General features: G+C 69.3%; 21 protein-coding genes. 9 read left to right on the top strand and 12 right to left on the bottom strand.

Going from position 1 to position 25,349, the window contains the following annotated elements; translation table 11 throughout:
* Positions 1-186: 186 nt before the first annotated feature.
* The 6 genes from trxA to murJ form a co-directional block, all read right to left on the bottom strand.
* Complete coding sequence (gene trxA, locus Vse01_RS14465; RefSeq protein WP_093409332.1) at positions 187-510, bottom strand: thioredoxin; 324 nt, start codon at positions 508-510, stop codon at positions 187-189.
* A gap of 30 nt (positions 511-540) precedes the next feature.
* Positions 541-1,491, bottom strand: coding sequence for a thioredoxin-disulfide reductase (trxB, locus tag Vse01_RS14470; RefSeq protein WP_093409470.1), 951 nt, complete (start codon positions 1,489-1,491; stop codon positions 541-543).
* A 174-nt stretch (positions 1,492-1,665) separates the two neighbouring features.
* Entirely contained in the window at positions 1,666-2,763 is a 1,098-nt protein-coding gene (locus Vse01_RS14475) for an RsmA family anti-sigma factor (RefSeq protein WP_093409334.1), read from the bottom strand.
* Positions 2,760-3,500 (bottom strand): RNA polymerase sigma factor SigM, encoded by a 741-nt coding sequence (sigM, locus tag Vse01_RS14480; protein ID WP_093409336.1) that lies wholly within the window; start codon positions 3,498-3,500, stop codon positions 2,760-2,762. Before sigM ends, Vse01_RS14475 begins: the two co-directional genes overlap by 4 nt.
* A 34-nt stretch (positions 3,501-3,534) precedes the next feature.
* Positions 3,535-5,133 (bottom strand): protein kinase family protein, encoded by a 1,599-nt coding sequence (locus Vse01_RS14485; RefSeq protein ID WP_093409339.1) that lies wholly within the window; start codon positions 5,131-5,133, stop codon positions 3,535-3,537.
* A gap of 441 nt (positions 5,134-5,574) precedes the next feature.
* Positions 5,575-7,326, bottom strand: a complete 1,752-nt coding sequence (gene murJ, locus Vse01_RS14490) for a murein biosynthesis integral membrane protein MurJ (RefSeq protein ID WP_093409341.1) — start codon at positions 7,324-7,326, stop codon at positions 5,575-5,577.
* 125 nt (positions 7,327-7,451) lie between these two features.
* Between murJ and Vse01_RS14495 the strand changes: the two genes are divergently transcribed.
* The 3 genes from Vse01_RS14495 (at position 7,452) to Vse01_RS14505 (ending at position 11,772) form a co-directional block, all read left to right on the top strand.
* Positions 7,452-8,912 carry a CCA tRNA nucleotidyltransferase gene (locus Vse01_RS14495; protein ID WP_093409344.1) on the top strand — a complete coding sequence of 487 codons (1,461 nt, stop codon included), beginning with the start codon at positions 7,452-7,454 and terminating at the stop codon, positions 8,910-8,912.
* Between the two features lie 238 nt (positions 8,913-9,150).
* A complete protein-coding gene (locus Vse01_RS14500; protein ID WP_093409346.1) occupies positions 9,151-11,190 on the top strand; it encodes a S8 family serine peptidase in 2,040 nt (679 codons plus the stop codon).
* Positions 11,191-11,292: 102 nt separating this feature from the next.
* On the top strand, positions 11,293-11,772 hold the full coding sequence (locus tag Vse01_RS14505; protein ID WP_093409349.1) for a methylated-DNA--[protein]-cysteine S-methyltransferase: 480 nt from the start codon (positions 11,293-11,295) through the stop codon (positions 11,770-11,772).
* On the opposite strand, the gene Vse01_RS14510 is transcribed toward Vse01_RS14505, so the two are convergent.
* The 4 genes from Vse01_RS14510 to Vse01_RS14525 all read right to left on the bottom strand — a co-directional run bounded on the left by Vse01_RS14510 (position 11,773) and on the right by Vse01_RS14525 (position 15,011).
* On the bottom strand, positions 11,773-12,282 hold the full coding sequence (locus Vse01_RS14510) for a hypothetical protein (protein ID WP_093409351.1): 510 nt from the start codon (positions 12,280-12,282) through the stop codon (positions 11,773-11,775).
* Positions 12,283-12,706: 424 nt separating this feature from the next.
* Positions 12,707-13,096, bottom strand: a complete 390-nt coding sequence (locus Vse01_RS29800) for a peptidase inhibitor family I36 protein (protein WP_093409353.1) — start codon at positions 13,094-13,096, stop codon at positions 12,707-12,709.
* A 173-nt stretch (positions 13,097-13,269) separates the two neighbouring features.
* On the bottom strand, positions 13,270-14,349 hold the full coding sequence (locus tag Vse01_RS14520; RefSeq protein WP_093409473.1) for an inositol-3-phosphate synthase: 1,080 nt from the start codon (positions 14,347-14,349) through the stop codon (positions 13,270-13,272).
* Between the two features lie 23 nt (positions 14,350-14,372).
* Positions 14,373-15,011, bottom strand: a complete 639-nt coding sequence (locus Vse01_RS14525) for a PadR family transcriptional regulator (RefSeq protein ID WP_093409356.1) — start codon at positions 15,009-15,011, stop codon at positions 14,373-14,375.
* A 174-nt stretch (positions 15,012-15,185) separates the two neighbouring features.
* Here Vse01_RS14525 and Vse01_RS14530 point away from each other — a divergent pair, with 174 nt between their 5' ends.
* From Vse01_RS14530 to Vse01_RS14540, 3 genes are all read left to right on the top strand, one after another.
* The gene (locus Vse01_RS14530) at positions 15,186-15,647 is read left to right on the top strand and encodes a DUF5318 domain-containing protein (protein ID WP_093409359.1); all 462 of its coding nucleotides are present in this window, start codon (positions 15,186-15,188) and stop codon (positions 15,645-15,647) included.
* A 196-nt stretch (positions 15,648-15,843) separates the two neighbouring features.
* A complete protein-coding gene (locus Vse01_RS14535; RefSeq protein ID WP_093409361.1) occupies positions 15,844-18,711 on the top strand; it encodes a transglycosylase domain-containing protein in 2,868 nt (955 codons plus the stop codon).
* 266 nt (positions 18,712-18,977) lie between these two features.
* A complete protein-coding gene (locus Vse01_RS14540; RefSeq protein WP_093409364.1) occupies positions 18,978-20,507 on the top strand; it encodes a glycosyltransferase family 87 protein in 1,530 nt (509 codons plus the stop codon).
* 18 nt (positions 20,508-20,525) lie between these two features.
* Here Vse01_RS14540 and Vse01_RS14545 read toward each other — a convergent pair whose 3' ends face one another.
* Complete coding sequence (locus Vse01_RS14545) at positions 20,526-22,871, bottom strand: putative glycosyltransferase family protein (protein ID WP_232511403.1); 2,346 nt, start codon at positions 22,869-22,871, stop codon at positions 20,526-20,528.
* A complete protein-coding gene (locus tag Vse01_RS14550) occupies positions 22,868-23,659 on the bottom strand; it encodes a deoxyribonuclease IV (protein ID WP_093409366.1) in 792 nt (263 codons plus the stop codon). The genes Vse01_RS14545 and Vse01_RS14550 overlap by 4 nt, the downstream gene beginning before the upstream one ends.
* Before the next feature lie 509 nt (positions 23,660-24,168).
* Between Vse01_RS14550 and rpsF the strand changes: the two genes are divergently transcribed.
* The 3 genes from rpsF (at position 24,169) to rpsR (ending at position 25,349) form a co-directional block, all read left to right on the top strand.
* Complete coding sequence (gene rpsF / locus Vse01_RS14555) at positions 24,169-24,459, top strand: 30S ribosomal protein S6 (RefSeq protein ID WP_093409369.1); 291 nt, start codon at positions 24,169-24,171, stop codon at positions 24,457-24,459.
* Between the two features lie 99 nt (positions 24,460-24,558).
* The gene (locus Vse01_RS14560) at positions 24,559-25,068 is read left to right on the top strand and encodes a single-stranded DNA-binding protein (RefSeq protein WP_093409371.1); all 510 of its coding nucleotides are present in this window, start codon (positions 24,559-24,561) and stop codon (positions 25,066-25,068) included.
* Positions 25,069-25,109: 41 nt separating this feature from the next.
* Positions 25,110-25,349, top strand: coding sequence for a 30S ribosomal protein S18 (gene rpsR, locus Vse01_RS14565; RefSeq protein WP_007073789.1), 240 nt, complete (start codon positions 25,110-25,112; stop codon positions 25,347-25,349).

Genomic DNA, 25,349 nt, shown 5'->3' on the forward strand with positions numbered 1-25,349 from the left:
TGGCTGCCAGGCCCCGCCACCGACGAGCGGGTGCCGTTGGCGGGGACCAGGTGCTCACCGGCGTCCGGCGGCCCCGGTTCGAGGTTATGCGCTAGGCGATCCGCTGGGGTGGTGGGCGGCGAAAAACGCGTCGACCCCGTGCCGGGCTCACCGGCACGGGGTCGACGGCGACGTCGTCGCTGGGGGTCAGAGCGCCGATTCGATCAGCTTGACCAGTTCGCCCTTGGGCTTGGCGCCGGCGATCGACTGCACCGGCTCACCGTTCTTGAAGACGGTGAGGGTCGGCACCGACATCACGCGGTATGTCCGGGCGGTTTCCGGGTTTTCGTCGATGTTGAGCTTGACGATGCTGACCTGGTCGCCCATCTCGCCGGCGATCTCCTCCAGCAGCGGCGACACCTTGCGGCACGGCCCGCACCACTCGGCCCAGAAATCCACCAGGACCGGCTTGTCGGACTTCAGCACGTCTGCGGTGAAACTCGCGTCGGTGACCGACTTGGTTGCTCCCACTGTTGACCCTCCTCCTGCGTTGTGTCTGGTTCAGCTCTTGGGCAGCGTGGCGATGAAGCGTTCGGCGTCCAGGGCGGCCGCGCAGCCGGTCCCGGCTGCGGTGATCGCCTGCCGGTACGTGTGGTCGACCAGGTCACCGGCGGCGAAGACGCCGGGGATGCTGGTCCGGGTGCTGGGGGCCTGCACCTTCACGTACCCCTCGTCGTCCATCTCCACCTGCCCGCGGAACAGCTCGCTGCGTGGGTCGTGGCCGATCGCCACGAACACACCGGTGACGTCGAGCACCTTGGCCTCGCCGGTGTGGACGTTGCGAACCCGTACGCCGGAGACCTTGCCGTCCGCGCCGAGCACCTCCTCCACAACGGTGTTCCACTCGACCTTGATCTTGTCGTTGCCGAGCGCCCGCTCAGCCATGATCTTGCTTGCCCGGAACGAGTCGCGGCGGTGCAGGATCGTCACCGATTCGGCGAAGCGGGTCAGGAAGCTGGCCTCCTCCATCGCCGAGTCGCCACCACCGACGACCACGATGTGCTGGTTGCGGAAGAAGAAGCCGTCACAGGTGGCGCAGGAGGAGACACCGTGGCCGAGGTACTCCTGCTCGCCGGGTACGCCGAGCGGGCGCCAGGCGGAACCCGTGGCGAGGATCACGGCGCGGGCGCGGTACGCGGTCTCCCCGACCCAGACGGTGCTCACCGCGCCGGGGTGACCGGTGTCGGTCAGCTCGACCCGGGTGACGTCGTCGGTCAGGAACTCGGCACCGAACCGCTCGGCCTGCTTACGCATGTTGTCCATCAGCTCGGGGCCGAGGATGCCGTCGGCGAAACCGGGGAAGTTCTCCACCTCGGTGGTGGTCATCAGCGCGCCGCCGGACTGCACGCCCTCGATCACCAGCGGCTTGAGGTTGGCACGCGCCGCGTAGACCGCCGCCGTGTAGCCGGCCGGCCCGGAGCCGATGATGACCAGGTTGCGGACCTCGTCCACTGCCGTCTCCCAATCGTGTTGACTGTCGTCACCGGCGTACGGGCCGATGCCGATCCGAGTGCCGACGCGGCGGCAACTGATGTGCAGAACGTCATCGTACGAAGCGGGAATTCCCGAGCCGGTCACCCGGTGGGTCAGGTCACGTGGACGGTCAAAAGTCCGGCGACCGCTGGCTCACCCTACCCGCGTACGGTAACGGGCGTCCGAGCCGGACCCGGGTACACCGCACTCCGGGCCGCTGACCCACGCCCAGTTCGTGCCGGAGGCGTCGGTGAACCGAAGGACCAGCGCCGGCAGCCCCTGGAAGCGGGCGTAGTCGATGACCTCGAAGGTCAGCGGTCCCCCGCGGTGCTCAGCACCGATCTCGGCGAGGCAGGCGCTCAATGCGGTCTGGTCGCCGAGCCGGGTCAGATCGCCCGGGGCGGGGAGGCGCTCCTGGTTCTCCGCGCCGAGCCCCGGATCACCGTCGGTGGAGAACTGCCTGACGCTCGGGGTCAGGCCGGCCAGTGCCTCCGGCGTGTAGTCGGTGTCGCTGCGCTGGGGAGGGCCGACGACGCGGTACGGAGCGCCGGATGCGACCGCGGCACGCTCGGGCGCCGATTTGGTGCCGGGCTGCCCCGCGGAATCCTGCGGGTAGGCGTGCGGCACCGCAGGGCTGACGGCCCGCTCGTTCAGGGCGGTGTCGGTGGCGACGTCGTCCCCGCCGCCCGGCTGGAACAGCTGGAGCGCACCCAACCCGACCACCGCGGCGGCGGCGAGGGCAACCGGCCCGGCCACGCGGGCCCAGCGGCGACGTCGCCGACCCGGCCGCGACGACGAGGACCGGTCCTGGCCCGGCCGCAGCGGGCCGCCGGGCCGACGGGGACCGCCCAGCGGCTGGGTCGGTACGATCGTCAGCTTTCCGCCGGTCGGCTCCGAGCCGGGGCCCTCGACGGCCGCAATCCCGTCCCCGGTGGCCAATTCCTGCTCGGAAGCCGCGGTCGTCGGCGCGGCCTCGGTGGTGGGCGCGGTGAGCGGATCAGCCGCGGCGAGAGCGGCGCTGATCCGGTCGCTGATCTCCGGCGGAAGCTCCAGCGTCGGCTCGCCCCACCCGGCCAGCTCGGCGCGGACGTTGTCGACGGCCGGGCCCAGGAGAGCATGAGCATCGGCCCAGGCCGGGTCCTGTGTCACCAGCCGGGTGATCTCAGCGTGCTCGGGGGTGCCGTCCAGCGCGCCACCGAGGTAGTCGGCGAGCAGGTCGTGGTCGACCTCGCTGAACTCCCCGGTGCTCACGCTTCCTCCTGCTGGTTGGCGGCCGGCCGGGACCGCCCCGACCCCGATCGGACGCCCGATGGTTCCTTCGGGTTCCCGTCGGTGACCTCCGGCACGTCCGGGCGGGCGGTGGTCGCCGGCCGGGTGCCGGGTCGCAGGTGCCCAAGCGTGACCGCGAGCCGGGCTCGGCCCCGGGCGCAGCGACTCTTCACCGTCCCCTCGGCGACGCCGAGGATCCGCGCGACCTCGGCCACCGGGTAGCCCTGCACGTCCACCAGCACGAGGGCGGCCCGCTGTTCCAGCGGCAGCGCGGCCAGGGCGTCCCGGACGACCATGGCGGTGTCGTGGTCGGGTACCGGTGCGGCCGGCTCCACGCCGCCGGTGCCCGGCCCGTCCTCCGGGCCGTGCGTTCCGTCGGGCAACGGCACCGTCGGGTGGGCCCGCCGACGGCGGATCCGGTCGAGACAGGCGTTGACCACGATCCGGTGCAACCAGGTGGTGACCGCCGAGTCACCGCGGAACCGGCCGGCCGCGCGATGGGCGGACAGCAGCGCGTCCTGGAGGGCGTCCGCGGCCTCCTCACGGTCGCCGAGCGTACGCAGGGCGACCGCCCAGAGCCGGTCCCGGTGCCGGCGGAACAACTCACCGAAGGCGTCCCGGTCACCGGCGACGTGGGCGCGCAGCAGATCGAGGTCACTCACCGTGTCGTCCACGGAAGCGGTGCCCGTGTGGTTGCCTCCGGCGTCGCGTACCTCCATCACCCGACCCGGTGGTTGTCGCCGTGGCGACCTCTCATGACCCCTGGACCGTGATCTCCTGCACCCCGATCTTGAAACCGCCTCCGTTCGGCGGCAGCTCGGTGATCCAGAAAAGCAGGTAGCGGTACTTCTTGTCGGCGTCGAAGCCGTCAAAGGTCATCGTGGTGCCGTCGTGTTCCTCGAAGGGCTGCCCGATCTTGTTCTTCAGGTACGCCGTGAGGACCTCGTCGTCGCCCGAACTGGACGACGGAGCGTTTGTCGTGCCGGTGAGCAGTTCCGCCGAGGCACCCCGGTCGGAGAGGTTGACCTGTACCGACTTGACGGTCCGCTCGGCGCCGAGGTCGATCCAGACGCCCATGCCCCGCTTGAGGTTGCCGAAGTTGCTGCGGTTGTAGGTCTCGGTGGACCAGCCCTCGTCCTGGTCGCCGTCGAAGACCTTCTCGGCGTCGCGCACCTCGGTCCGGTTGTTGCTGTCCGGGTCGATGATCCGGGCGTCGCTGATCTTGAGGTTCCGGACTGCGGGTGTTGCTGGCTCCTCGCTCACCGGCGCGCTCGATGTCGGCGCCGCGACCGGGTTGGTCTCCGGGTCACCGTTGCCGTCGCCGAGGGTGCTGATCCCGATCAGCAGCCCGATCAGGGCAACCGCCAGCAACCCGGCGATGCCCAGAGCGACCTTCCGCCCGCCGGCCGCGGCCAACGGAGACGGCTCCTCGCCGGTCTCGCCGGCGAACCGCAGCGGGCCGTTGTTGTCGAGGTAGTCGTCGTCCGGCACGTCGAGCCGGGCCAGCTCCGCCGTCAGCACGTCCGACGGCGGCGGGGCGATCTCGGCGTCGAGCAGATCCATGGTCAGGTCGTCCAGGTAGGCCGGCACGCCGGCGCGGACCTGACGGGGTGCCGCGACGGCCCCGTTCGCATCGCGTACCGCGTCGGGAATGGCCGCCCGACCATGCCCGGCGGTGGCACCGCGCAGCGGCGCCTCGGCGTGCGGCCAGTAGCCGGTCATCGCGAAGTAGAGGATGCCCCCGACGGCCCGGACGTCGCTCTCCTGGCTGTCGTCACCGTCGGTGCGGGCGTCCGCGAGCACCACCCGGCCGTCATCGCTGATCATCACCGTGCCGGGGTGCACGTTTCCGTGCACCATGCCGGTGGCGTGGACGGCCGCCAGGGCGCTGGCGACGGAGTTACCGACGGCGGTCGCGCGGGCGGCGTCCAACGGCCCGCTCGCGACCAGGTCCCGCAGGGACTGACCGTCGACCCACTCGCGTACCACGTAGGCCCGCTCGGCTTCGTCGATGGCGTCGTACACGCCGACGAGGTTGGGGTGGACGACCCGGCTGGCGGCAACGGCGGCCTGGAGCATCTCGGTGGCGGAGTCGCCACCCGGGTAGCGCATGACGACCGCGACGGGCCGGCGCAGCACGACGTCGACCCCGCGCCAGACCAGACGGCCCGCGCTGTCGTTGTTGATGTGCTCGACCAGTTCGTAACGTTCGGCGAGGATCTCACCGGCCGTCGGAGCACCGAAGGTCATGACCGGCGGAGTGGTCTCGTCCGCGTCCTGACCCTCGCCGACCTGGGTCACCCGTCCTCCCTCGGTGATCGTGTCGATCGATGGACCCGCGCTGCTGGGCATCTGCTTCCCGCTCCGCCTTCGTCTGGTACCGGCCGGCCGGTCGCAGCACGGTGCCGCGCGCCGGTGTCTGCCGTACCCGTCGAGTGCGACCTTACCCGGGATGGCCCGGTCCCCGACATGTCATCTTCCCGCCGTCCGGTGACGACAGCGTCAGCAGTCGGTGGACTCGTCCCGTTACCACCGTTGTCGGCCACGTTGCTGGTACCTGTACCAGCCAATCTAGAGGTTGACCTCAACCAGTTCCGGCCGGGGCGGAGCCGGTCGCATCGGCGGGTTCGCCAGCGCCGGATTCCCGTCAATCGGCCGGGCATACTCGGCCGTCCGGTTGGTTATCCACAGGCTGATCCGTCAGGTGAGCGGCGGCGCGCGGAGTTATCCACAGGTACATCCCCAGCCTGGTGATCCGCAGTCACGCTGGGTGCACGCCGAGCCGTGGAGGGTTCAGCGGCCGAGTCGGCGGCGGACCATGCCGACCACCTCGGTGATCTCGGAGATCCGCAGCACCGTCGCCAGGCCGAGGTAGGTACCCCCGATGACCGCACCACCGACCAGCAGCTGCGCGATCGCCTCCAACCGCGTCGGCGTGTCGCCGCCCGGGAGCAGGGCCACCACCACCAGGCCGGCCAAGGCCGCGCCCAGCGCCGCGACGGCAACCCGGCCGAGAGTACGCAGGATCGCGCCCAGCCCGATCCGGCCGACCCGGGGGCGCAGCAGCCAGGCGGAGGCGATTGCGGCGGCCAGGTACGAGATGGCGTTACCGATCATCATCCCCGCGCCGACGAAGCTCGCCGAGAAGATTGCGAACAGGGCGATCTGCACCCCGATCCGGAGCGCCACGATCGGGATGTTGATCAGTGCCGGAGTGCGGGTGTCCGGCAGTGCGTAGAAGGCGAAGGTGAACAGCTGGCTGATCGCGAAGGGCACCAGCGCGAGTGCGGCGGCCAGCAGCACCAGGGATGTCGCGGTGGCGTTGTCGGCGGTGAAGGCTCCCCACCGGAACAGCGTGAACGCGATCGGGGTGGCCAGCACGGCGTAGCAGACCGCGATCGGGGCAAGCACGGCCGACACGGTCCGGGTGCCCCGGGACAGGTCGGCGGCGAGATCGGCGTACCGGCCGTCGGCAGCGGCGGCGCTCATCCGAGGCATGAGCGCGGTAATGATCGACACGGCGATGATGCCGTGCGCGGTCATCAGCAGCAGGAAGACGTTGTTGTAGATCAGCGGACCGGCGGCGTTCTCCTTGCCGGCACGGTTCAGCAGGTTGAACAGCACGATGAGGCCGACCTGGCTGACCGCGACGTAGCAGATCATCCAGGCGCCGAGCCGCCCCAACTCGGCCAGGCCGAGCTTGCGGAAGTCGAAGCGGAGCTTCCACCGGAAGCCGACCTTGCGCAGTGCCGGCAACAGACCGGCGACCTGGATGGCCACGCCGATCAGGGTGCCGCCGCCGATGAGCAGGATCCGCCCGGTCGTCATGTCGTCCGGCCCGACGATCTCGGCACCGAAGACCGCGATGTAGAGCCCGGCGGTCCCGATGACGACCAGGTTGTTGAGGATCGGTGCCCACATCGGCGCGGCGAAGTGGCCCCGGGTGTTGAGGACCGCGCTGATCAGCGCGCTCAATCCGGAGAAGAAGATCATCGGCAGCATGAGTCGGGCCAGGTCGGTGACCAGTCCCGAGTAGCCGTCAGCGGACTCGTCCGCGCCGTAGAGCCAGGTCAGCGGGGCGGCGAGGGCAACCGCGAGCACGGCGGCGGCGCCCAGCGCGAGCACCGCCAGAGTCAGCAGCCGCTGCGCGTACGCCTGACCGCCGTCGGCGTCCGCCTTTCGCCGACGCACCAGCACCGGGATCAGCACGCTGGTGAGGATGCCGCCGAGCAGGAACTCGTAGACCATCCCCGGCAGGATCTGGGCGGTGGTGTAGGCGTCGCCGACCAACGCACCACCGAGGGCGGCGCCGATGACCAGATTGCGCAGGAAGCCGGTACCCCGGCTGACCAGGCTGCCCAGGGCCATGATCGCGCTGTTGGCGGCGGCGCTGCCCTCCGCCACCTGCTCCTGCGGAGGTGCGGTCGACTCCATCGCGGGCTGGTTGAGCGGCTCGGCGGAAATGAACGTGGCTCCGTCACCGGGCCAGCCGCCGGGCGCGCCGCCCTGCTGGGCGTTCGCGCTGCGGTAGAGCCCGCCGCTCATTTGTGCCTCCAAGGGGTACGCCGGAGCCGGCACCGGCCCACACGTCACAGACCTTAGTCAACCCCGGCCCGTTACCCGCGCCCGGCGGAGGCGATGCCGGTCAGGACCGATAGGCTGCGGATCCGATGTCCGAAACCGCCGCATCCCACGCCACCGACCGCCGCGATCTCACCGCCGCGCAGCGCAACGCCGTCGCCGAACTGCTCCGGGTTTCTCCGGTGGCCGACGAGTTGGGTCGCCGGTTCGCCGCCGCCGGTCACGAACTGCACCTCGTGGGCGGTTCGGTACGCGACGCCCTGCTCGGCCGGCTCGGCGAGGATCTCGACTTCTGCACCGACGCGCACCCCGACCAGACACTGGACATCGTGCGGGGCTGGGCCGAGGCGATCTGGGAGACCGGCCGCGAGTTCGGCACCATCGGCTGCCAGCGTGGCGGTCTGCGACTGGAGATCACCACCTTCCGCGCCGAGTCGTACGACCAGGTCAGTCGGAACCCGGTGGTCGCCTACGGCACCAGTCTCGTCGAGGACCTGCGACGGCGGGACTTCACCGTGAACGCGATGGCGGTGAGTGTCCCCGAACATCGGTTCACCGACCCGTACGGCGGCCTGACCGACCTGGCCGCGAAGATCGTGCGTACCCCGGGCACGCCCGCCGAGTCGTTCGGCGACGACCCGCTGCGGATGCTGCGGGCCGCCCGCTTCGCCGCGCAGCTGCGCTTCGCGGTCCACCCGGACGTGCGGGCGGCGATGACCAGGATGGCGACCGACCTGGACCGGATCACCGCCGAGCGGATCCGCGACGAGTTCACCAAGCTGCTCTGCGGCGCAGACCCGATCTCCGGCCTGCGGCTGCTTGTCGACACCGGGTTGGCCGAGCGGTTCCTGCCCGAGTTGACCGGGCTCAAGCTGGAGATCGACGAGCACGCCCAGCACAAGGACGTCTACGAGCACACGCTGACCGTGGTCAGCAACGCAGTCTCGTACGAGGAGGACGGACCGGACTTCATCCTCCGGATGGCCGCGCTGATGCACGATGTGGGCAAGCCGGCGACGAAGGCGATCGGTCCGGACGGGCGGGTCAGCTTCCACCACCACGAGGTGGTCGGTGCCCGGCTCACCAAGGTGCGGATGAAGGCGCTGCGCTACCCCAAGGACGTCACGACGAAGGTGACCGCGTTGGTCGCGCTGCACCTGCGCTTCTACGGGTACGGCCGGGGCGAGTGGACGGATTCGGCGGTACGCCGCTACGTCACCGACGCCGGTGACCTGCTGCCCCGGCTGCACAAGCTGACCCGCTCGGACTGCACCACCCGCAACCGGCGGAAGGCGGCCCAACTGGCGGCGGACTACGACGCGTTGGAGGAGCGGATCGCCCGGATCGCCGCCGAGGAAGATCTGGCCCGGGTCCGGCCCGACCTCGACGGAAACGCGATCATGGAGCTGCTGGGCGTGCCGCCCGGGCCGGTGGTGGGACGGGCCTGGAAGCACCTGAAGGACCTGCGGCTGGAGCGTGGGCCGTTGGATCGCGACACGGCCGAGGCGGAGTTGCTGCGCTGGGCCCGCGACGAGGGCATCCGCGACTGATCAGCGACGCGAGCTGATCGCGCCGACCGCGCCCGCCGTCCACTGTGGCCCGTTCCGAGACGACAGCCGCACGTCGAAACGCTCACGTCTCGACCGAACGGTGGACGCGGTGCCAGCGAGGTTCGTCCATGATGTGTTCACGTCCATCAGCCCGCTGCTTCGCAGCTGGAGGCGGGACGATCCAGTATCGATCCGACCGCCCATCGGGCCTGGTCGACGACCGACGGGGGCACATCCAGTGAAACGCCGTGGCGCACTGCGCCGCTCGGCGGCGGCGGGGCTTGCCCTCGCCACCGCTTCGTCCATTCTCACCGTCGTGACCGGCGGTGCCGCGATGGCTGCTCCGGCCGACCAGCCCCGCGTCGAGGTGCTCGGCAGCAAAGGCGTCGGTGCCGTGCCGGACCGCTACATCGTCGTCCTCAAGGAACGGGGGACGACAAACAGATCCGTCCGGGCCGCCGCCTCGGCGCTCACCGGCGCGAACGGTGGGACGGTCCGCCGGGTGTTCGGCCACGCCCTCAACGGTTACTCGGCCACTATGAGCCAGCGGCAGGCGGACAAGTTGGCCAGCCACCCCGACGTGGCCTACGTGGAGCAGGTCCGGCGGCTGTCGGCGAACAGCGGCACGCAGAGCAGCCCACCGTCCTGGGGCCTCGACCGCATCGATCAGGCCTCGCCGAAACTGAACGGCAGCTACAAGTACCCGAACACCGGCAGCTCGGTCACCGCGTACATCCTGGACACCGGGATCAACATCGCCCACCAGGACTTCGGCGGTAGGGCGAGTCACGGTTACGACGCCATCGACTCCGACGAGGTCGCCCAGGACTGCAACGGCCACGGTACGCACGTCGCCGGGACCGTCGGCGGCACCAAGTACGGCGTGGCCAAGGGCGTGAAGCTCGTGGGCGTACGGGTGCTCGACTGCGACGGTTTCGGCACCACCGAACAGGTCATCGCCGGTGTCGACTGGGTGACCGAGCACGCCCAGAAGCCGGCCGTGGCCAACATGAGCCTCGGTGACGTCGTCGCCGTCCCGTCCCTCGACGAGGCGGTGAACCGATCCATCGCGTCCGGAGTCACCTACTCGATCGCGGCCGGTAACAGCTGGATGGACGCCTGCAAGGCGTCTCCGGCCCGGGTACCGGAGGCGATCACGGTGGGCGCGACGGACCGGATCAACATGCGGGCGTGGTTCTCGAACTACGGCAAATGCCTGGACGTCTTCGCGCCGGGCGCGAGCATCGTCTCGGCGCGGCACAACAGCAACACCAGCAGCGCGGTGTTCAGCGGCACCTCGATGGCCGCTCCGCACGTGGCAGGCGCCGCGGCGCTGCTGCTGAGCACCAATCCGGGCTGGTCGCCGAGGCAGGTCCGGGACCGGATCGTCACCACCGGACTCGCCGGCGGGGTGTACGACACGAAGGGTTCGATCGACCGGCTGCTGACCGTCGGCTCGGTCACGCCGACCCGCTACTCGCACGGCTTCAAGGCCCGTTCCAACGGCAAGTTCGTCACCGCCGCCAGCAGCACCAAGCCGCTGGTGAACAACGGGACGAGCATGGGCACGGCGCAGCGGTTCGACTTCGTCGACGCGGGTAGCGGGCTGGTCGCGCTGCGCTCCAGGGCCACTGGACTGTACGTGGTGGCGCCGAGCAACGGCACCAAGCCGCTGATCGCGAGTCACAAGACGATCGTCACGTCGGCCAAGTACACAATCGTCAACCACACCGACGGCACGGTCAGCCTCAAGTCCAAGATCAATGGAAAATACGTCACGGCGTCGACCTCCGGCAGCTCGTCGATGATGGCGAGCAAGACCTCCATCGGCACCAACGAGAAGTTCACAATCGACGCAGCGCCGCCGATCGTCAGCCTCAGGTCGAAGGCCAGCGGCAAGTACGTGGTGGCCGCCAGCAGCACCAAGCCGCTGGTCCCCAGCAGCACGACCGTCACCAAGGCGGCGAGGTTCGACGTCATCAACGTGGGTGACGGCTTCTTCAGTCTGCGGGCCCACGCCAACGGCAGGTACGTGACCGCGGCGAGCAAGGGCACCAAGCCGCTGGTCGCCAGCAGCACGGGGCGGGGCCTCTACGAGACGTTCGACTTCGCCAACTACAACATCGACGGAACGATCTTCCTCAGGGCGGGCGACGGCCAGGCGGTCTCCGCCGGGTCGTCCGGCACCAGCCAGCTGATCTCGAACAAGACCATCAAGTGGTCGTCCTCCGGTCTGGGGCTGGGCAACGGCGAGAGATTCACCGTCTCCACCGCCTGACCAGTCGCGCACGGCCGGCGCTCGCCGGAGCTCCCGGAGACCCGGGAGGCTCCGGCGGGCGCTCGCCGTTGCGGCCCCTGCACACGAGTGGAGAATGGCGGGATGCGTTGGACCGTGCTCGACTCACCGATCGGGGAGTTCTCCGTGGCCACCGACGGGGGCAGCGTCTGCGGGGCGCGTTTCGGTCCGGTCGGTGACGGGACGACCGAGCCGGCTGACGAGACCTCCCGACGGGCGGTGGCGCAACTGCGCGCGTACTTCGCCGGCGAGCTGACCGACTTCGGGGTGCCGGTGACCGTGTCGCGTGGCTCCGATTTCGAGCGGGCGGTGTGGCGGGAGATGACCCGCATCCCGTACGGCGAGACACTTACCTACGGCGAGGTGGCCCGGCGGGTCGGTGACCCGGGAGCGGCCCGAGCGGTCGGTGTGGCCTGCAACCGCAACCCCATCCCGGTGATCGTGCCGTGTCACCGCATCATCGGTGCGGGCGGGAAACTGGTCGGCTTCGGTGGTGGCCTGGACCGCAAGGTCAAACTGCTGGAGCTGGAGGCCCGGGTGGCCCTGCAACGCGCCTGGTCCTGATCAGTCCGGCGCGGGCAGGCAACCACCGTCGGCGATCCGGGTGCCGATCTCCACCGTGATGTCGTCCTGGCGGACGCTGCCGAAGACACACGCCCGGCCGGTCCACCCCGCAAAGATCAGCCCGTCGCCGGGGCCCAGATCGAGCCGCCCGGGCGGCCTGACGACCACGTCGGTGAGGCCGGTGGCGGTCACCGCCCGCCGTACTGCGTCCTCGTCGGGCTCGTCCCGGCCGCCGGCGGTCAGCAGATTCAGGCCCTTGAGCACCTCGGTGGCACAAGCCCGAGCGCCGGCAGCCGTGTCGGGTTCGAGCGTGCCGCGCTGCCGGAAGGCGTCGTTGGCGGCCTGCTGACGGCGGAGCATCTCCTCACGTACCCGTTCATCGGCCATCGGATGTCCGGTGCCCAGCGGTACCGGTGCGGTCGACACGCCGGACGGGGCGGGCGCTTTCGTCGCGGTCTCCGGCAGTGCGGACGCCGCGGCGGCACAGCGGGCCTCGGCCACCGACGGCATCTTGGTGCTTATATTTGATCTGGATGACGGACCACTGCTCGGGGGCGCGCATGCGAAGAGGCAGAAGCATAGGGCCGCACCCATGAGAGCCACTAATGTCCGCTGCCACGACCTGTGATTATAGGCGGTGGTCGGGGCAGCAGCGGGAGGCGGTGCGGGCCAACCGTACGAACCGGGCGTTGGCGGGGCTGCTGGTCCACTCAAGGGCACAGCGAACCAGCATAAACGACCTTCGGCCCGGCGAGAGGTCAAAGCTCGCGATTCCGCCATCGAATGCCTGTGGGGCCGGCTACGTGGAGCCCGACCCCAAGGCACTGGTGGCGTCAATTTCAGGCTGGCATGTAGTAGCCATACGCCATTTCAATGTCAAACCGGCACGCACAACTGGCGCTCGCTACTAACCGGGGGTCTTGATCCAAGTGTCTCACCAGCAGGCATTGGTCCGCCACCGATGCGACCGCGCGTACCCTTCGCTGGCAGAATGCCGATCGCCTTGTGGGATGCAATCGTAACTACCGGTGTAGTTAGCGCCGCCGTAGATCCATACGCCAAAGTAACTGCTACTGGTACCTCGATTCCAGACGGACCGGTAAGGCCGACTGCTTGCCCATGAACAGGCAACCGAGCCGCCGTACCAATCGTTGTCTGCGTTCGACCATGCGCACCGGGAACCCGTTCCATAGGTGCCTGTCCAGATGCAGAGACTTCCCGAGGGGCAATCCCAGGCGGCAGCCTGGGCTGCGGTAGGTGGGGACGCGAGCACGAGTGTGGACATCAGCATAGTCATGGCAATCAACTTACGTCGAATGTGCATGGACCACCTTCTCTTGTAGATCCGTTTCCCCAGCCTCCTGAAAGTGCATCATACTCGGTCAATGCATGGTCGTGTTGCCCCGTGTGTAATAAACCTCGAGGGCCGAGTCCTAGCGGACCCGGCCCTCGAGTGCTATTAGCTACATCGTCAATCCGTTGCTGGTGGTCGGCGCGTCAGCGCTCGACCTCGCCGGCGATGAACGCCTCGACGGCGGCATGCGCGTCGTGGTCGGCGTACTGCACGGGCGGGGACTTCATGAAGTACGACGAGGCCGACAGGATCGGGCCGCCGATCTTCCGGTCCAGCGCGATCTTCGCGGCCCGGACGGCGTCGATGATGACACCGGCCGAGTTCGGCGAGTCCCACACCTCGAGCTTCAGCTCGGCGTTGAGCGGCGTGTCACCGAACGAGCGGCCCTCCAGGCGGATGTACGCCCACTTGCGGTCGTCCAGCCACGGCACGTGGTCGGACGGGCCGATGTGCACGTCGCTCTTGGCCATCTCGTGCGGCACCTGGGAGGTCACCGACTGGGTCTTCGAGATCTTCTTCGAGACCAGGCGGTTGCGCTCCAGCATGTTCATGAAGTCCATGTTGCCGCCGAAGTTGAGCTGGTACGTACGCAGCAGCTCGACGCCTCGGTCCTCGAACAGCTTCGCCAGGGCGCGGTGCACGATGGTGGCGCCGACCTGGCTCTTGATGTCGTCGCCGACGATCGGCAGGCCCGCGTCGGTGAACTTCTGCGCCCACTCGGGGTCGGAGGCGATGAAGACCGGCAGGGCGTTGACGAACGCGCAGCCGGCGTCGATCGCGGCCTGGGCGTAGAACTTGTCGGCCTGCTCCGAGCCGACCGGCAGGTACGAGACGACCACGTCGACCTGCGCGTCGCGCAGCGCCTTGGCCACGTCGACCGGCGTGGCGTCCGACTCCTCGACGATCTCGCGGTAGTACTGGCCGAGGCCGTCGAAGGTCGGGCCGCGCTGCACGGTGACGCCGGTCGGCGGCACGTCGCAGAGCTTGATGGTGTTGTTCTCGCTGGCGACGATCGCCTCCGCGAGGTCCATGCCCACCTTCTTGGCGTCGACATCGAACGCCGCGACGAACTGCACGTCAGAGACGTGGTAGTCGCCGAAGGTGACGTGCATGAGACCCGGGACGCGGTCGTTGGGGTCGGCATTCCGGTAGTACTCGACGCCCTGTACCAGGGACGAGGCGCAGTTACCCACACCGACGATGGCGACGCGGACGGAGCCCATCGCGTGTGCCTCCTTCTTCATTGTCACGGCCGCTCTGTCCTGGTCTCACCAGGCGGAGGCGGGCTGTTGTCTTGTCGTGGGCCGCCGGCCGTCCCGTCGTGCGGGACCGTCGGGGCACGGCCGGAGCGCTCGTTGGCGATGAGCTCCTCCAGCCAGCGGACCTCACGCTCACAGGCCTCCAGGCCGTGGCGCTGCAGCTCCAGGGTGTACGCGTCGAGGCGCTCGGCCGCCCGGCCCAGCATGTCGCGAAGGCCCTCGCGACGTTCCTCGATCGTGCGGCGGCGACCTTCCAGGATGCGAAGTCGGGTCGCCTGGTCGGTTCGGGAAAAGAACGCGAAGTGCACACCGAAACCGGTGTCGCCGTACGTCTCCGGCCCGGTCTGTGCGATGAGCTGGGCGAAGCGTTCCTTTCCTTCCGCGGTGATTTCGTAGACCACCCGACCTCGTCGGCTGGTCAGCGCGGGAACCTCCTCGGCGGTGGCGGGTGTCTCGTCGGCCTCGGTGATCCATCCCGCCGCCTGCAGCCGGCGCAGGGTCGGATAGAGCGAGCCGTAACTTATGGCGGCGCGGATCGCCCCGAGCTTGGCGGTGAGCTCCTTGCGCAGCTCGTAGCCGTGCATCGGGGCCTCCTGCAACAGGCCGAGGATGGCGAGTTCGAGCACCGGCCACCCTCCCTTTACCCTGTGCGTGGAGCGCTAACCGCCACGATGTATCGGACCGATACATCGCACCGTAGCCTCTCGTTCCGGTCTGGGCAAACCCCCGTTCTGATGTCCTCCGGTCACGGATCGTCACGGTGGTCGCCTCGTCAGAAGAGACCGCGTACCCTTTCCCGCATGCGTACGCAGCGCCAGGTCGTCGACTACTCGCTCCGAAAGCGAGCGGCGCTGCGTGAGCTCCTCGCCGGCCGCGTCGGCACCTATGACCTGTGCGACGCGTCGCCCTACCTGAAGAACGCGGCTCGGTTCCACGGCGAGTCCACCGACGAGCGGTGCCCGATCTGCCGCAGCGAGAACCTGACCCTGGTCCACTACATTTACGGGGACGAACTCAAGCAATCGGCCGGCCAAGCCCGTAATGTGGCTGAGCTGACCGTGCTGGCGATGACGCTGCGTGAGTTCCAGGTCTTCGTGGTGGAGGTGTGCCTCGGCTGTGACTGGAACCATCTCGCCGAGCAGTACCTGCTCGGGCGGGACGGTCTGACCGGCGTCGCCGACGGCGACCCGGAGCACGGTGAGGCGAGCGGCATGACCGCTGACGGAACGGGTGTCCGGCGAAGGCGAGAGGCGCAACGGTGATTCGAGCTCGATCGGCTGACCCCGGTCGCGTGCGACGCGGCTGGGGTGGCCGACGGCTTGTAGGTCTGAATGGTCCGATTGATGCGGATCTGACGCCGGTACCACGGCACCCCCGTGCCGGGCTCGCAGGTGTCACAACTCACGGCAAACCGGTGGCGGTGCGACTGCGCCCCACCGCGACGGCAGGGTGTGAGGAATGAACTCGTACGGCGATCCCAGCTCCTCGCGCGGCCGGGCCTGGATTCCGGGCCAGGACGACTCGGGGCAGGCGGACGACGCGTACCGCCGCCCGGGTGGTGAACCGCGCGGAGTCAACTGGTCGACCGGGCCGGAGACATCCGGCCCGTCGGCCCGTGCCTCGGTCGGCGGACGCGCCTCGGTCGGCGGCTCGGCGAGCGTTCCGCCGCGGGGCGGTTCCGCCGGCGCGGCGTCGGTCGGCCGGGCCGGCCCCGGCCGCGCCTCCGTGCCGGTCTCGCCAGCAGTCCCCGGCCGTGCCTCGGTGCCCGTGTCGCCGGCTGGTCCCGGTCGGGCCTCGGTGCCGGTCTCGCCCGCGCCTGGCCGTGCCGGCCGTGCCTCGGTGCCGGTGTCCCCGGCCGGTCCTGGTCGTGCCTCGGTCGGCGCCGCCGCTGTCGGCGCGGCATCGGCCGGTCGCGCGAGTGTTGGCTCGGCATCCGTGGGTGGCGTCGGCGGTCGGGCCGCGGTGGCCCGGGCCAGCGTCGGTGGCCCCGGGGGACCGGGTGGCCCTGGCGGACCGGGTGGACCAACCCGGCCCGGTCGCGGTGGCCGTGATCCGGGTGCGGTGGCCCGCGCCCGCAAGCGCAAGCGGATGAACATGCTGATCGCCGGCTTCGCGGTCTTCATCATGCTGGCCGGCATCGGCGTGGTCGGGTTCACCTACTACTCGACGAACGTGGTGCTGCCCAAGGAGATCCCGCTGCCGCTGTCCACCACCGTCTACGCCAAGGACGGCAAGACGCTTGTCGCCAAGCTCGGCAACGAGAACCGCACCTTCGTCACCATCGACCAAATCCCCCAGCATGTGCGGGACGCCGTGGCCGCCGCCGAGGACCGGAACTTCTACCGGCACTCGGGCGTCGACTACAAGGGCATCGCCCGGGCCGCGTGGAACAACCTCTCCGGCGGCGACAAGCAGGGCGCCTCGACCATCACCCAGCAGTACGCCCGCAACGCCTACGAGAACCTCCAGGACGACAGCTACGCGCGGAAGGTGAAGGAGGCGATCCTCGCCTCCAAACTGAACGACAACTACACCAAAGACCAGATCATGGAGAACTACCTCAACGTGATCTACTTCGGTCGTGGTGCGTACGGCATCGAGGCGGCGGCCCAGACGTACTTCGACACCAGCGCGAAGAAGCTGACGGTGGCGCAGGGCGCGGTGCTCGCCGCGCTGATCAAGCAGCCGGTCGCCAGCGCCACCCACAAGGGCTTCGACCCGGAGACCAACGAGGTCGACGCGAAGTCCCGGTGGGAGTACGTCGTCAACGGGATGGTCGAGGAGGGCTGGCTCAACGCCCCGGGCAAGCCGGAGCGGCCCACCGAGTACCCGAAGGTCGAGAAGTCGAAGAAGGACAACGGCTTCGGGGTCGCCACTCCGCGCGGCAACGTCATCAACTACGTCCGCAAGGAGATGGAGGAGTGGGGCCTCTGCTCCAACTCCGGTGCCGAGGGCATGCCCAGCTGCGTGGACGAGCTGCGCGAGGGCGGTTACCGGATCACCACCACCATCGACCCGAAGATGCAGAAGGCGCTGGAGGCGGCGGCCCAGCCGGATCGTAAGGGCTCGGTGCTCAAGGGGCAGCCGAAGAACCTGATGGCGGCGGTGGTCTCCGTCGACCCGAAGACCGGCCGCGTGCTCGCCTACTACGGTGGTGACAGTGGTGCCGACTTCGACTACGCCGGCCTCAACACGGATCAGAACGGCAACCTCGTCGGTGGTCACCCGCCGGGCTCGTCGTTCAAGGTCTACACCCTGGCCGCGGCAATTGACGCGGAAATCTCGGTCAAGTCGCACTGGGACGCCACCCCGTTCAAGCCAGAGGGCTTTGACGATCCGATCGTGAACGCTGGCCGGAACGCCGGCTGCAAGAAGTGGTGCACCCTGCAGGAGTCGACGGTGCAGTCGTACAACGTGCCGTTCTTCCACGTGACCGAGGACATCGGCCCCGACAAGGTCCTCGACATGGCCCGCCGCGCCGGCATCCGCACCATGTGGGACGACAAGCAGAAGGTCTACGACCTGACGAAGGAGAAGCCCGAAGAACTCGCACCGAGCAAGTTCGACCGGGTAATTGGCTACGGCCAGTATCCGGTCACGGTTCTGGACCACGCCAACGGCCTGGCCACCCTCGCGAACAAGGGCAAGTACAACAAGGCGCACTTCGTCCGGATGGTGGAGAAGCAGAACAAGGCCACCGGCAAGTGGGACAAGGTGCGCGGCGCCGGCGAGAAGCTCAAGCCGCAGCAGGTGATCCGGCCGGAGGTCGCCGACGAGGTGACCGCGGTGCTCAAGGAGATCCCCGGTAAGAACAATGCCAGCCTGGTGAACCGCGAAGCCGCCGGCAAGACCGGCACCTGGCAGCACGGCAAGACCGACAAGAACGCGCACGCCTGGATGGTCGGTTACGACGAGAACGTGGCCACCGCGGTGTGGATCGGCAGCCGCGACCCGAAGAAGCCGGCGATCGTCGACCGCAACGGCAGCAACGTCGGCGGTGGCAACATCCCCGCCGCGCTGTGGAAGCGGTACATGGACGACGCGCTGAAGGGCTACGACCCGTCCGACCTGCCCGACGTGACCGGGGTGGGCGATCAGGACGCCGGAAACGGCGAGGAGCCCGCCCCGCCACCGCCCCCGCCGGGCGGCAACCAGCAGAACTGCAATCCCATTGACTTCCTCTGCCAGCTCAATGGTGGGAACAATGGCGGCCCCGGCGGTGGGGACAACGGTGGCAACAACCCGGGCGGCCCGCCCGATCGTGATCAAGAGCAGGGCGGTGGCGGTGGCGGTCTGCTACCACCCAGGACGACGAGCCGGGAGTAGCTCCCGCTGACGCCACGGGCGGCCGGAGAACCATTCCGGCCGCCCGCAGCGCTGTACTGGCTCGTCAGATGCGGCATGTCGGGGTTTCCGGTGTCCGGGATACCGCGACATGCCGCAGACCGCGAGCGCCGAGGGTCGATTGCCGAGCGTCGGTCGCCGGTGCCCAGGTGACTGAAGTGCCCATCCCTCGGCCGGCGGCAGTGCCTCGGGGATTCGCTGTGGTTTCGGCTTCAACGCGGTCGCCGGATACGGCAGGATGCACGGTCATGAGCACGAAGTCGACGCCAGGCATCGATGAATCGGGTGCCTCCGATCACCCGTCCCGCTCCGACGGCTTCGTCCGGGGGCTCTCCGGGCTGATCGGCGGCCCGCTCGGTGACCACGCGGTCGCCCGCGACCGGCCCGTCGGCGCGGAGAATCGGTTCTGGACGGCGGTACGGATCGTCCTGGCGCTGACCTGCCTGACGCTGACCCTGCACTGGGTGCAGAAGTCGCCCTGTCAGGATGGCGCCTGGGTGAACAACGAGCAGTACACCCGCTTCTGCTACACCGACGTGTTGGCGCTCTACTACGCCGAACGGCTCAATGAGGGGGCGGTGCCCTACCGGGACCACCCGGTCGAGTACCCGGTGCTGACCGGGTACTTCATGGGGGCGCTCGGGTTGCCGGTCCACTCGGCCGGCGACGGCAACCCCGACATGAACCAGGGCCAGTGGTTCTACAACCTGAACGCCCTGGTGCTCGGTGCGCTCGCGGTGGTCACCGTGGCGGTGATCCTGGCGCTGCGCCGTCGCCGCCCCTGGGATGCCGCGCTCTTTGCGCTCGCCCCGGCGCTGCTGCTCACCGCCACCGTCAACTGGGACTTTCTCGCCATCGGGCTCGCCGCGTTGGGCCTGCTGGCCTGGGCGCGCTCCGGGCCGGGCCCGAAGGGGACGATGCTTGTGGCATTCTCCGGAGTGCTGCTCGGGCTCGGTGGCGCGGCGAAGATGTGGCCGTTGTTCATTCTCGGGCCGATCCTGGTGCTCGCGTTACGCGCCAACCGGATCCGGGCCGCGCTGCTGTCCATCGCCACCGCCGCGGTGACGGTGGTGCTGGTGAACCTACCGGCGGCGATCCCGTACCGGGACAACTGGGACCGCTTCTTCGAGCTGAACACCACGCGTCCGATCGACTGGGGCACCTTCTGGTACATCGGTCGCTACCTGGACGGGAAGTTCGGCGACCCCGCCAGCATCGGGCCCTTCCAGTGGCTGGACGCCAACATCCCCACGCTCAACTACCTGTCGTACGCCCTGTTCGGGCTGGCCTGCCTCGGCATCGGCGCGCTGGCGTTGCTGGCACCGCGACGTCCCCGACTCGCCCAGCTCGCCTTCCTGGTGGTCGCCGCCTTCCTGATCTTCAGCAAGGTCTGGTCGCAGCAGTTCGTGCTCTGGCTGCTGCCGCTGGTGGTGCTCGCCCGGCCCAGGTGGGGAGCGTTCCTCGTCTGGCAGGCCGCCGAGGTCTGCTACTTCATCGCCTTCTACGGCCAGCTGCTCGGCGCGTCGACCGGCACACCGGTCTTCCCGGAGGGCGTCTTCGTGCTGGCCGCGAGCCTGCGCCTCGCCGCCGTGGTGGCCCTGGTCTTCCTGGTCGTACGCGAGATCCTGCACCCGGAGCAGGACGCGGTACGTCGCACCTACGCCGACGACCCGGACGGCGGCCTGCTCGACGGCACTCCCGATGCCCCTTGGCTCGACCGATGGCGGAACCGCCGGGCCGTCGAACCGACGCCGACGCCGGTGGCCGCCACCACGTGACCCGGTGACGCTTGACGTTCAGAGGCGGAAGACGACGACGTCGTCGATCTCCTCGCGGGTGATGCCCAGCCCGTCGACGGGTGCGTCGACGCTGACCTCCCACGGGGTGCCGGCGATCTCGTCGCGCAGCACCAGCACGTTGTGCACGCCCAGCGTGCGCAGGTAGTCGACGCTGGTCTGGTCGGGAAAGGTCATGGTGACCCGGCGTACGTCATCGAGCTGACGTGGGGTGAAACCACTGCCGCCATTGACGATGTCCTGGAATCGCGTGGTCGACCACAGCATCACCGGTTGGTCGTGGTTCTGCCCGCTGGGCAGCACGAGCAGCGGGCCGTCGACCGAACGCATCGCCGCTGGCTGCGCCGGCACCACCGGATGAGGTGTGGTGTTGGTGCCCTCGGCGATCACCAACAGCAGCGGCACCAGGGTCGCCAGGCGCAGCCAGGGGCTCGGCCATGAGGGGATCCGTTCGGCGGAGATCTCCCGGACCCGCTCGGCGAACGCGCTGACCGCCCCCGCCGCGAGCAGCCCGAGCAACAATGTGGCCCAGAGCATCAACCGGCCCGGCGTCCGGATGCCGCTCCAGCCGGGCAGATGGTCGAAGAGCGGTACGTAGGTGAAGCGACCGCCGAACAGTTCGGTACCCATCGACAGAGCCATCGCGACAAGCACCCCGGCGAGCAGCAGGAGCCGTTGGCGGACCTTCCAGATGGAGAAGAACAGCCCGCCGAGGGCCAGCGCGTACAGCACGAAGCCGGGCAGCAATGTCATCTCCGGGTGCCACGGCAGTAGCGACCGGGCACCTTCGTGCAGCCCACCCCAGAGGCGGGACTCGGCCGGGGCGGTGACGAAACCGGAGGCGGGTGGCGAGAAGACGGCGATGTCGCCGATCGTCCGTTCCGCGTTGGGGTGCAGCTGGGTGACGGTGAAGTACGGGATGGCCATCAGGACGCCCACCCCTGCGAAGATCAGCCCGCCGATCAGGTCGGCGACGAACAACCGCTGGCCGAAGGGGCGCTTGAGCCGCCAGAAGATTCGTTTCGCGTACCAGATGACGGCGGCCACCAGCACGGTGCCGGCGAGCACGTACGCGAACGGCAGGCCGATCCCGAACCCGAGGCTCAGCTGCCAGGCGGCGACCAGCCAGCCGGCGTACACCCAGCCCTCGTGCCGGCGCTCCGGTCGGTAGCCGTGCCGCAGCGACCAGCCGTGGCCCCGGGCCAGCATGGCCAGCGCCAGCGGAATGCCGCCGTTGGAGACCACGTGCAGGTGGCCGGCCTGGGCCAGCAGCCACGGCGCGTAGGTGTAGGCGACGCCGGCCACCGCGGAACCCGTCCGGCTCGCGCCGAGTTGCCGGGCCAGCACGTACGCGCCGAAGGTGGCGAGGGCGTGCGCCAGCACGAACATGATGTTGTAGCGAACGAGGGCGGCCTCGGGGCCGCTGCCGATCATGCCGGCCGGCGCGTACCCGAGCAGGGTGTCCGAGAAGGCGAAACTCCACCGTTCCGGGAAGAACGCGTTTGCGTGCCAGAGCTGGGCCGGTTCGGTCAGCAGGATGTGCCCGGACCAGGCCATCTGCCAGGCCTGGAGGCTCGGGTCCCAGTAGTCCTGCGGCAGCGTGTGTGCCGGGTAACGCAGCGTCGGCCAGGTCATCAGCACGGCCAGCGCCAGCGACGCGATGGCGGCCAGCGTCCACTCGTGGATCAGCAGCCGGCTGGCCCACCGGCCCAGCCGCCCGTACCAGGTGGGCACCGGCTCGGGTGCGGGCCCGAAAGCGGCCCACGGATCCGGCTTGCTTTCACCCTCCGCCGGAGTGCCGTCGGGCTTACTTCCGTCCGTTGCCGGTTTGCCATCGGGCGTGCCGCTGTCGCCCGCGCCGGCCCCACCACCGCTCGCCTTCTTCCTGCCCCTGTCCTTCTTTCCAGCCTCGTCCTGCTGCCCTGTCCCGTCCTCGTCGCCGACCTTGCTCTTGGCTTCGGCCTCGCTCCCGGCCTCGGCCTTGTCCTGATCGGTGGTCTTCCCCAGGGCGACCTCGTCCTGGTCGGCAACCTTGCCTGTGGCGGCGGCCTTGCCCGCGGCAACCCCACCCTGGTCGGCGGCCTTGCCAGCGGGGGCCTTCTCGGCAGCATTCTTGCCCGGAGCATCGTCGGCGCTGGTGCGCTTCCGTGTCGTGCGATCCGCGTCGGCCGGGCCGCTCCCGGTGGCCTTGCCCTGGCCAGCCTCGTCGGAGGCGCTCGCCCGGACCTCGTCGCCCGGGTCGCGCCGGTACCGCTGGTCGGTGCCGCCGGGCGCCGGACCACCGGTGGCCCGAGCGTTGCGCGAGGTCGGCCTGGGGCCGCCGGGGGCGGACTGGTCCGTGGTCATCGTGCTCCGGTCTCCCCGTCGAGTTGCCGACGCAGGAAGGCGATGTCGTTGCCCTGCCCCTCGACGCCTCCCGGCGTCTCCACGATGACCGGCGCGTCCGCCGCGCGGATCACCGCAACCAGGAGCTCCGGGTCGATCGTGCCGCCCGACAGGTTGTCGTGGCGATCCCGACCCGACCCGAACCCGTCCTTGGAATTGTTGGCGTGTACCAGGTCGATCCGGCCGGTGATCGCCTTCACCCGATCGACCAGGCCGAGCAGTTCCTCCCCGCCGGCATGGGCGTGGCAGGTGTCGAGGCAGAAACCGACCTCCTGGTCACCGACGGCGTCCCAGAGCCGGGCGAGCGCATCGAGCCGCCGGGCGCAGGCGTTCTCGCCACCGGCGGTGTTCTCGATCAGCACCGGAAGCCCGAAGCCGCCCGACTCGGCCGCGTACGACAGCGCCTTGCGCCAGTTGTCGAACCCGGTCGCCGGGTCGTCACCGGCGTTCACGTGCCCGCCATGCACCACCAGGCCCTTGGCGCCGATCGCCGCGGCCGCTTTCGCGTGCGCGAGCAGCAGCTTGCGGCTGGGGATGCGGATGCGGTTGTTGCCGGTGGCGACATTGATGACGTACGGCGCGTGCACGTAGACGTCGACATCGGCACCGGTCAGCGCTGCCGCGTCGGAGCGGGGCTGCGGCGACTTCCAGCCCTGAGGGTCGGAGAGAAAGAACTGCACGGCGTCCGCTGCTCGGGCGGTCGCCTCCGCCAGCGGGTCGGTCGGATCGACGTGGGCTCCGATACGCATGCAGGCGAGCCTACGTCCCGCCACCGACGGGCGGGCCGACCGCCCGCTACCTGGCCGCGTCACCGGCACCCGGTGGCAGTCGTTGATGCCAATGGATCCTCAGGTCAAGACGACACAACAGCACTCGGGACAAAAATGTCAGCAATTTTGGTATTTGCCCCATGAAGCACCGGCTGCCACGATAACGTCAGGTAACAACGTGATAAAGCTCCGCGGGGCGTCTCCGGTCCAACCTCATCGGTGTGGTCGTTCCTCCCCAGGTCCCACCCAAGGAATGCGGACCAGGCGCCCCGCGGCCCGTGGCCGGGGGTCCGTGCCGACAGCGACGTCGGCACGGACCCCCGGTTCGCTCTGCCCGTCACCTCGGTGATGGTGATCGTCAGGGCCGGGTATCCTGGACCGGTTGTCCGTCCCCGGTCGGGTTCCCCCGATACCGGAACGGGCCACGACGCACGACCTCCTGCCACGGAAGGACCGTGGCCGCCTAGCCCACAGGAGGTGAGCACGTCTTGCGTCATTACGAAATCATGGTGATCCTCGACCCCAGCCTCGAGGAGCGCACCGTCGCCCCGTCGCTCGACACGTACCTGAACGTGATCAGGACCGCGGGTGGCTCGGTGGAGAAGACCGATGTGTGGGGCCGCCGGCGCCTCGCCTACGAGATCAACAAGAAGGCCGAGGGCATCTACGCCGTCATCGACCTCCAGGCGACGCCGGAGGCGGTGGCCGAGCTGGACCGCCAGCTGCGGCTCAACGAGTCCGTGCTGCGTACGAAGGTCCTCCGGCCGGAAATGCGCTAGCAAACCCACCCCGGCCCCATCCGGAACAGCCTCACCGTCACTGTCGGAGGGTTCTGAGAACCTGTACGGCGGAACGGATGAGCGCGCGAGGAGTTGGTCATGGCAGGAGACACCACCATCACGGTCATCGGCAACCTGACCGATGACCCCGAGTTGCGGTTCACCCCCTCCGGTGCCGCGGTCGCCAAGTTCCGGGTCGCCTCGACGCCCCGGTTCATGGACAAGGCCTCCGGTGAGTGGAAGGACGGCGAGCCGTTGTTCCTCTCGTGCACCGTCTGGCGGCAGGCCGCCGAGCACGTGGCGGAGTCGCTACAGCGCGGCGCCCGCGTGATCGTCTCGGGTCGGCTGCGTCAGCGGTCCTACGAGACCCGCGAGGGTGAGAAGCGCACCGTCATCGAGCTGGAGGTCGACGAGATCGGCCCGTCACTGCGCTACGCCACGGCGAAGGTGCAGAAGATGTCCCGGTCCGGCGGCGGTGGCGGCGGCTTCGGTAGTGGTGGCGGTGGTGGCCAGGGCGGCGGAGGCAACTTCGACGACCCCTGGGCTTCGGCCGCACCGGCCCCCTCACGTTCGGGTGGCGGCAACTTCGACGAGGAGCCTCCGTTCTAATGGCGCCGAGCGCCCGTGATCGTAAACCAGGAGCAAGAGCAATGGCGAAGGCTGCGGCACTGCGCAAGCCGAAGAAGAAGGTGAACCCGCTCGACAAGGACGGGATCACGTACATCGACTACAAGGACACCGCGCTGCTGCGCAAGTTCATCTCCGACCGCGGCAAGATCCGCGCTCGGCGGGTGACCGGCGTCACCTCGCAGCAGCAGCGGCAGATCGCCCGTGCGGTCAAGAACGCCCGTGAGATGGCGCTCCTGCCGTACACCGCGACGGCCCGCTGA

Source organism: Micromonospora sediminimaris, from assembly GCF_016863575.1.
In the GTDB taxonomy this organism is placed as follows: Bacteria; Actinomycetota; Actinomycetes; order Mycobacteriales; family Micromonosporaceae; genus Micromonospora; species Micromonospora sediminimaris.

Excerpts from the sequence above, each read along its gene's own strand:
- sigM (WP_093409336.1), bottom strand. The coding sequence starts at position 3,500 with ATGGAGGTACGCGACGCCGGAGGCAACCACACGGGCACCGCTTCCGTG.
- Vse01_RS14485 (WP_093409339.1), bottom strand. The coding sequence starts at position 5,133 with ATGCCCAGCAGCGCGGGTCCATCGATCGACACGATCACCGAGGGAGGA.
- murJ (WP_093409341.1), bottom strand. The coding sequence starts at position 7,326 with ATGAGCGGCGGGCTCTACCGCAGCGCGAACGCCCAGCAGGGCGGCGCG.
- Vse01_RS14495 (WP_093409344.1), top strand. The coding sequence starts at position 7,452 with ATGTCCGAAACCGCCGCATCCCACGCCACCGACCGCCGCGATCTCACC.
- Vse01_RS14505 (WP_093409349.1), top strand. The coding sequence starts at position 11,293 with ATGCGTTGGACCGTGCTCGACTCACCGATCGGGGAGTTCTCCGTGGCC.
- Vse01_RS14510 (WP_093409351.1), bottom strand. The coding sequence starts at position 12,282 with ATGCCGTCGGTGGCCGAGGCCCGCTGTGCCGCCGCGGCGTCCGCACTG.
- Vse01_RS29800 (WP_093409353.1), bottom strand. The coding sequence starts at position 13,096 with ATGCACATTCGACGTAAGTTGATTGCCATGACTATGCTGATGTCCACA.
- Vse01_RS14520 (WP_093409473.1), bottom strand. The coding sequence starts at position 14,349 with ATGGGCTCCGTCCGCGTCGCCATCGTCGGTGTGGGTAACTGCGCCTCG.
- Vse01_RS14530 (WP_093409359.1), top strand. The coding sequence starts at position 15,186 with ATGCGTACGCAGCGCCAGGTCGTCGACTACTCGCTCCGAAAGCGAGCG.
- Vse01_RS14535 (WP_093409361.1), top strand. The coding sequence starts at position 15,844 with ATGAACTCGTACGGCGATCCCAGCTCCTCGCGCGGCCGGGCCTGGATT.
- Vse01_RS14540 (WP_093409364.1), top strand. The coding sequence starts at position 18,978 with ATGAGCACGAAGTCGACGCCAGGCATCGATGAATCGGGTGCCTCCGAT.
- Vse01_RS14545 (WP_232511403.1), bottom strand. The coding sequence starts at position 22,871 with ATGACCACGGACCAGTCCGCCCCCGGCGGCCCCAGGCCGACCTCGCGC.
- Vse01_RS14550 (WP_093409366.1), bottom strand. The coding sequence starts at position 23,659 with ATGCGTATCGGAGCCCACGTCGATCCGACCGACCCGCTGGCGGAGGCG.
- Vse01_RS14560 (WP_093409371.1), top strand. The coding sequence starts at position 24,559 with ATGGCAGGAGACACCACCATCACGGTCATCGGCAACCTGACCGATGAC.
- rpsR (WP_007073789.1), top strand. The coding sequence starts at position 25,110 with ATGGCGAAGGCTGCGGCACTGCGCAAGCCGAAGAAGAAGGTGAACCCG.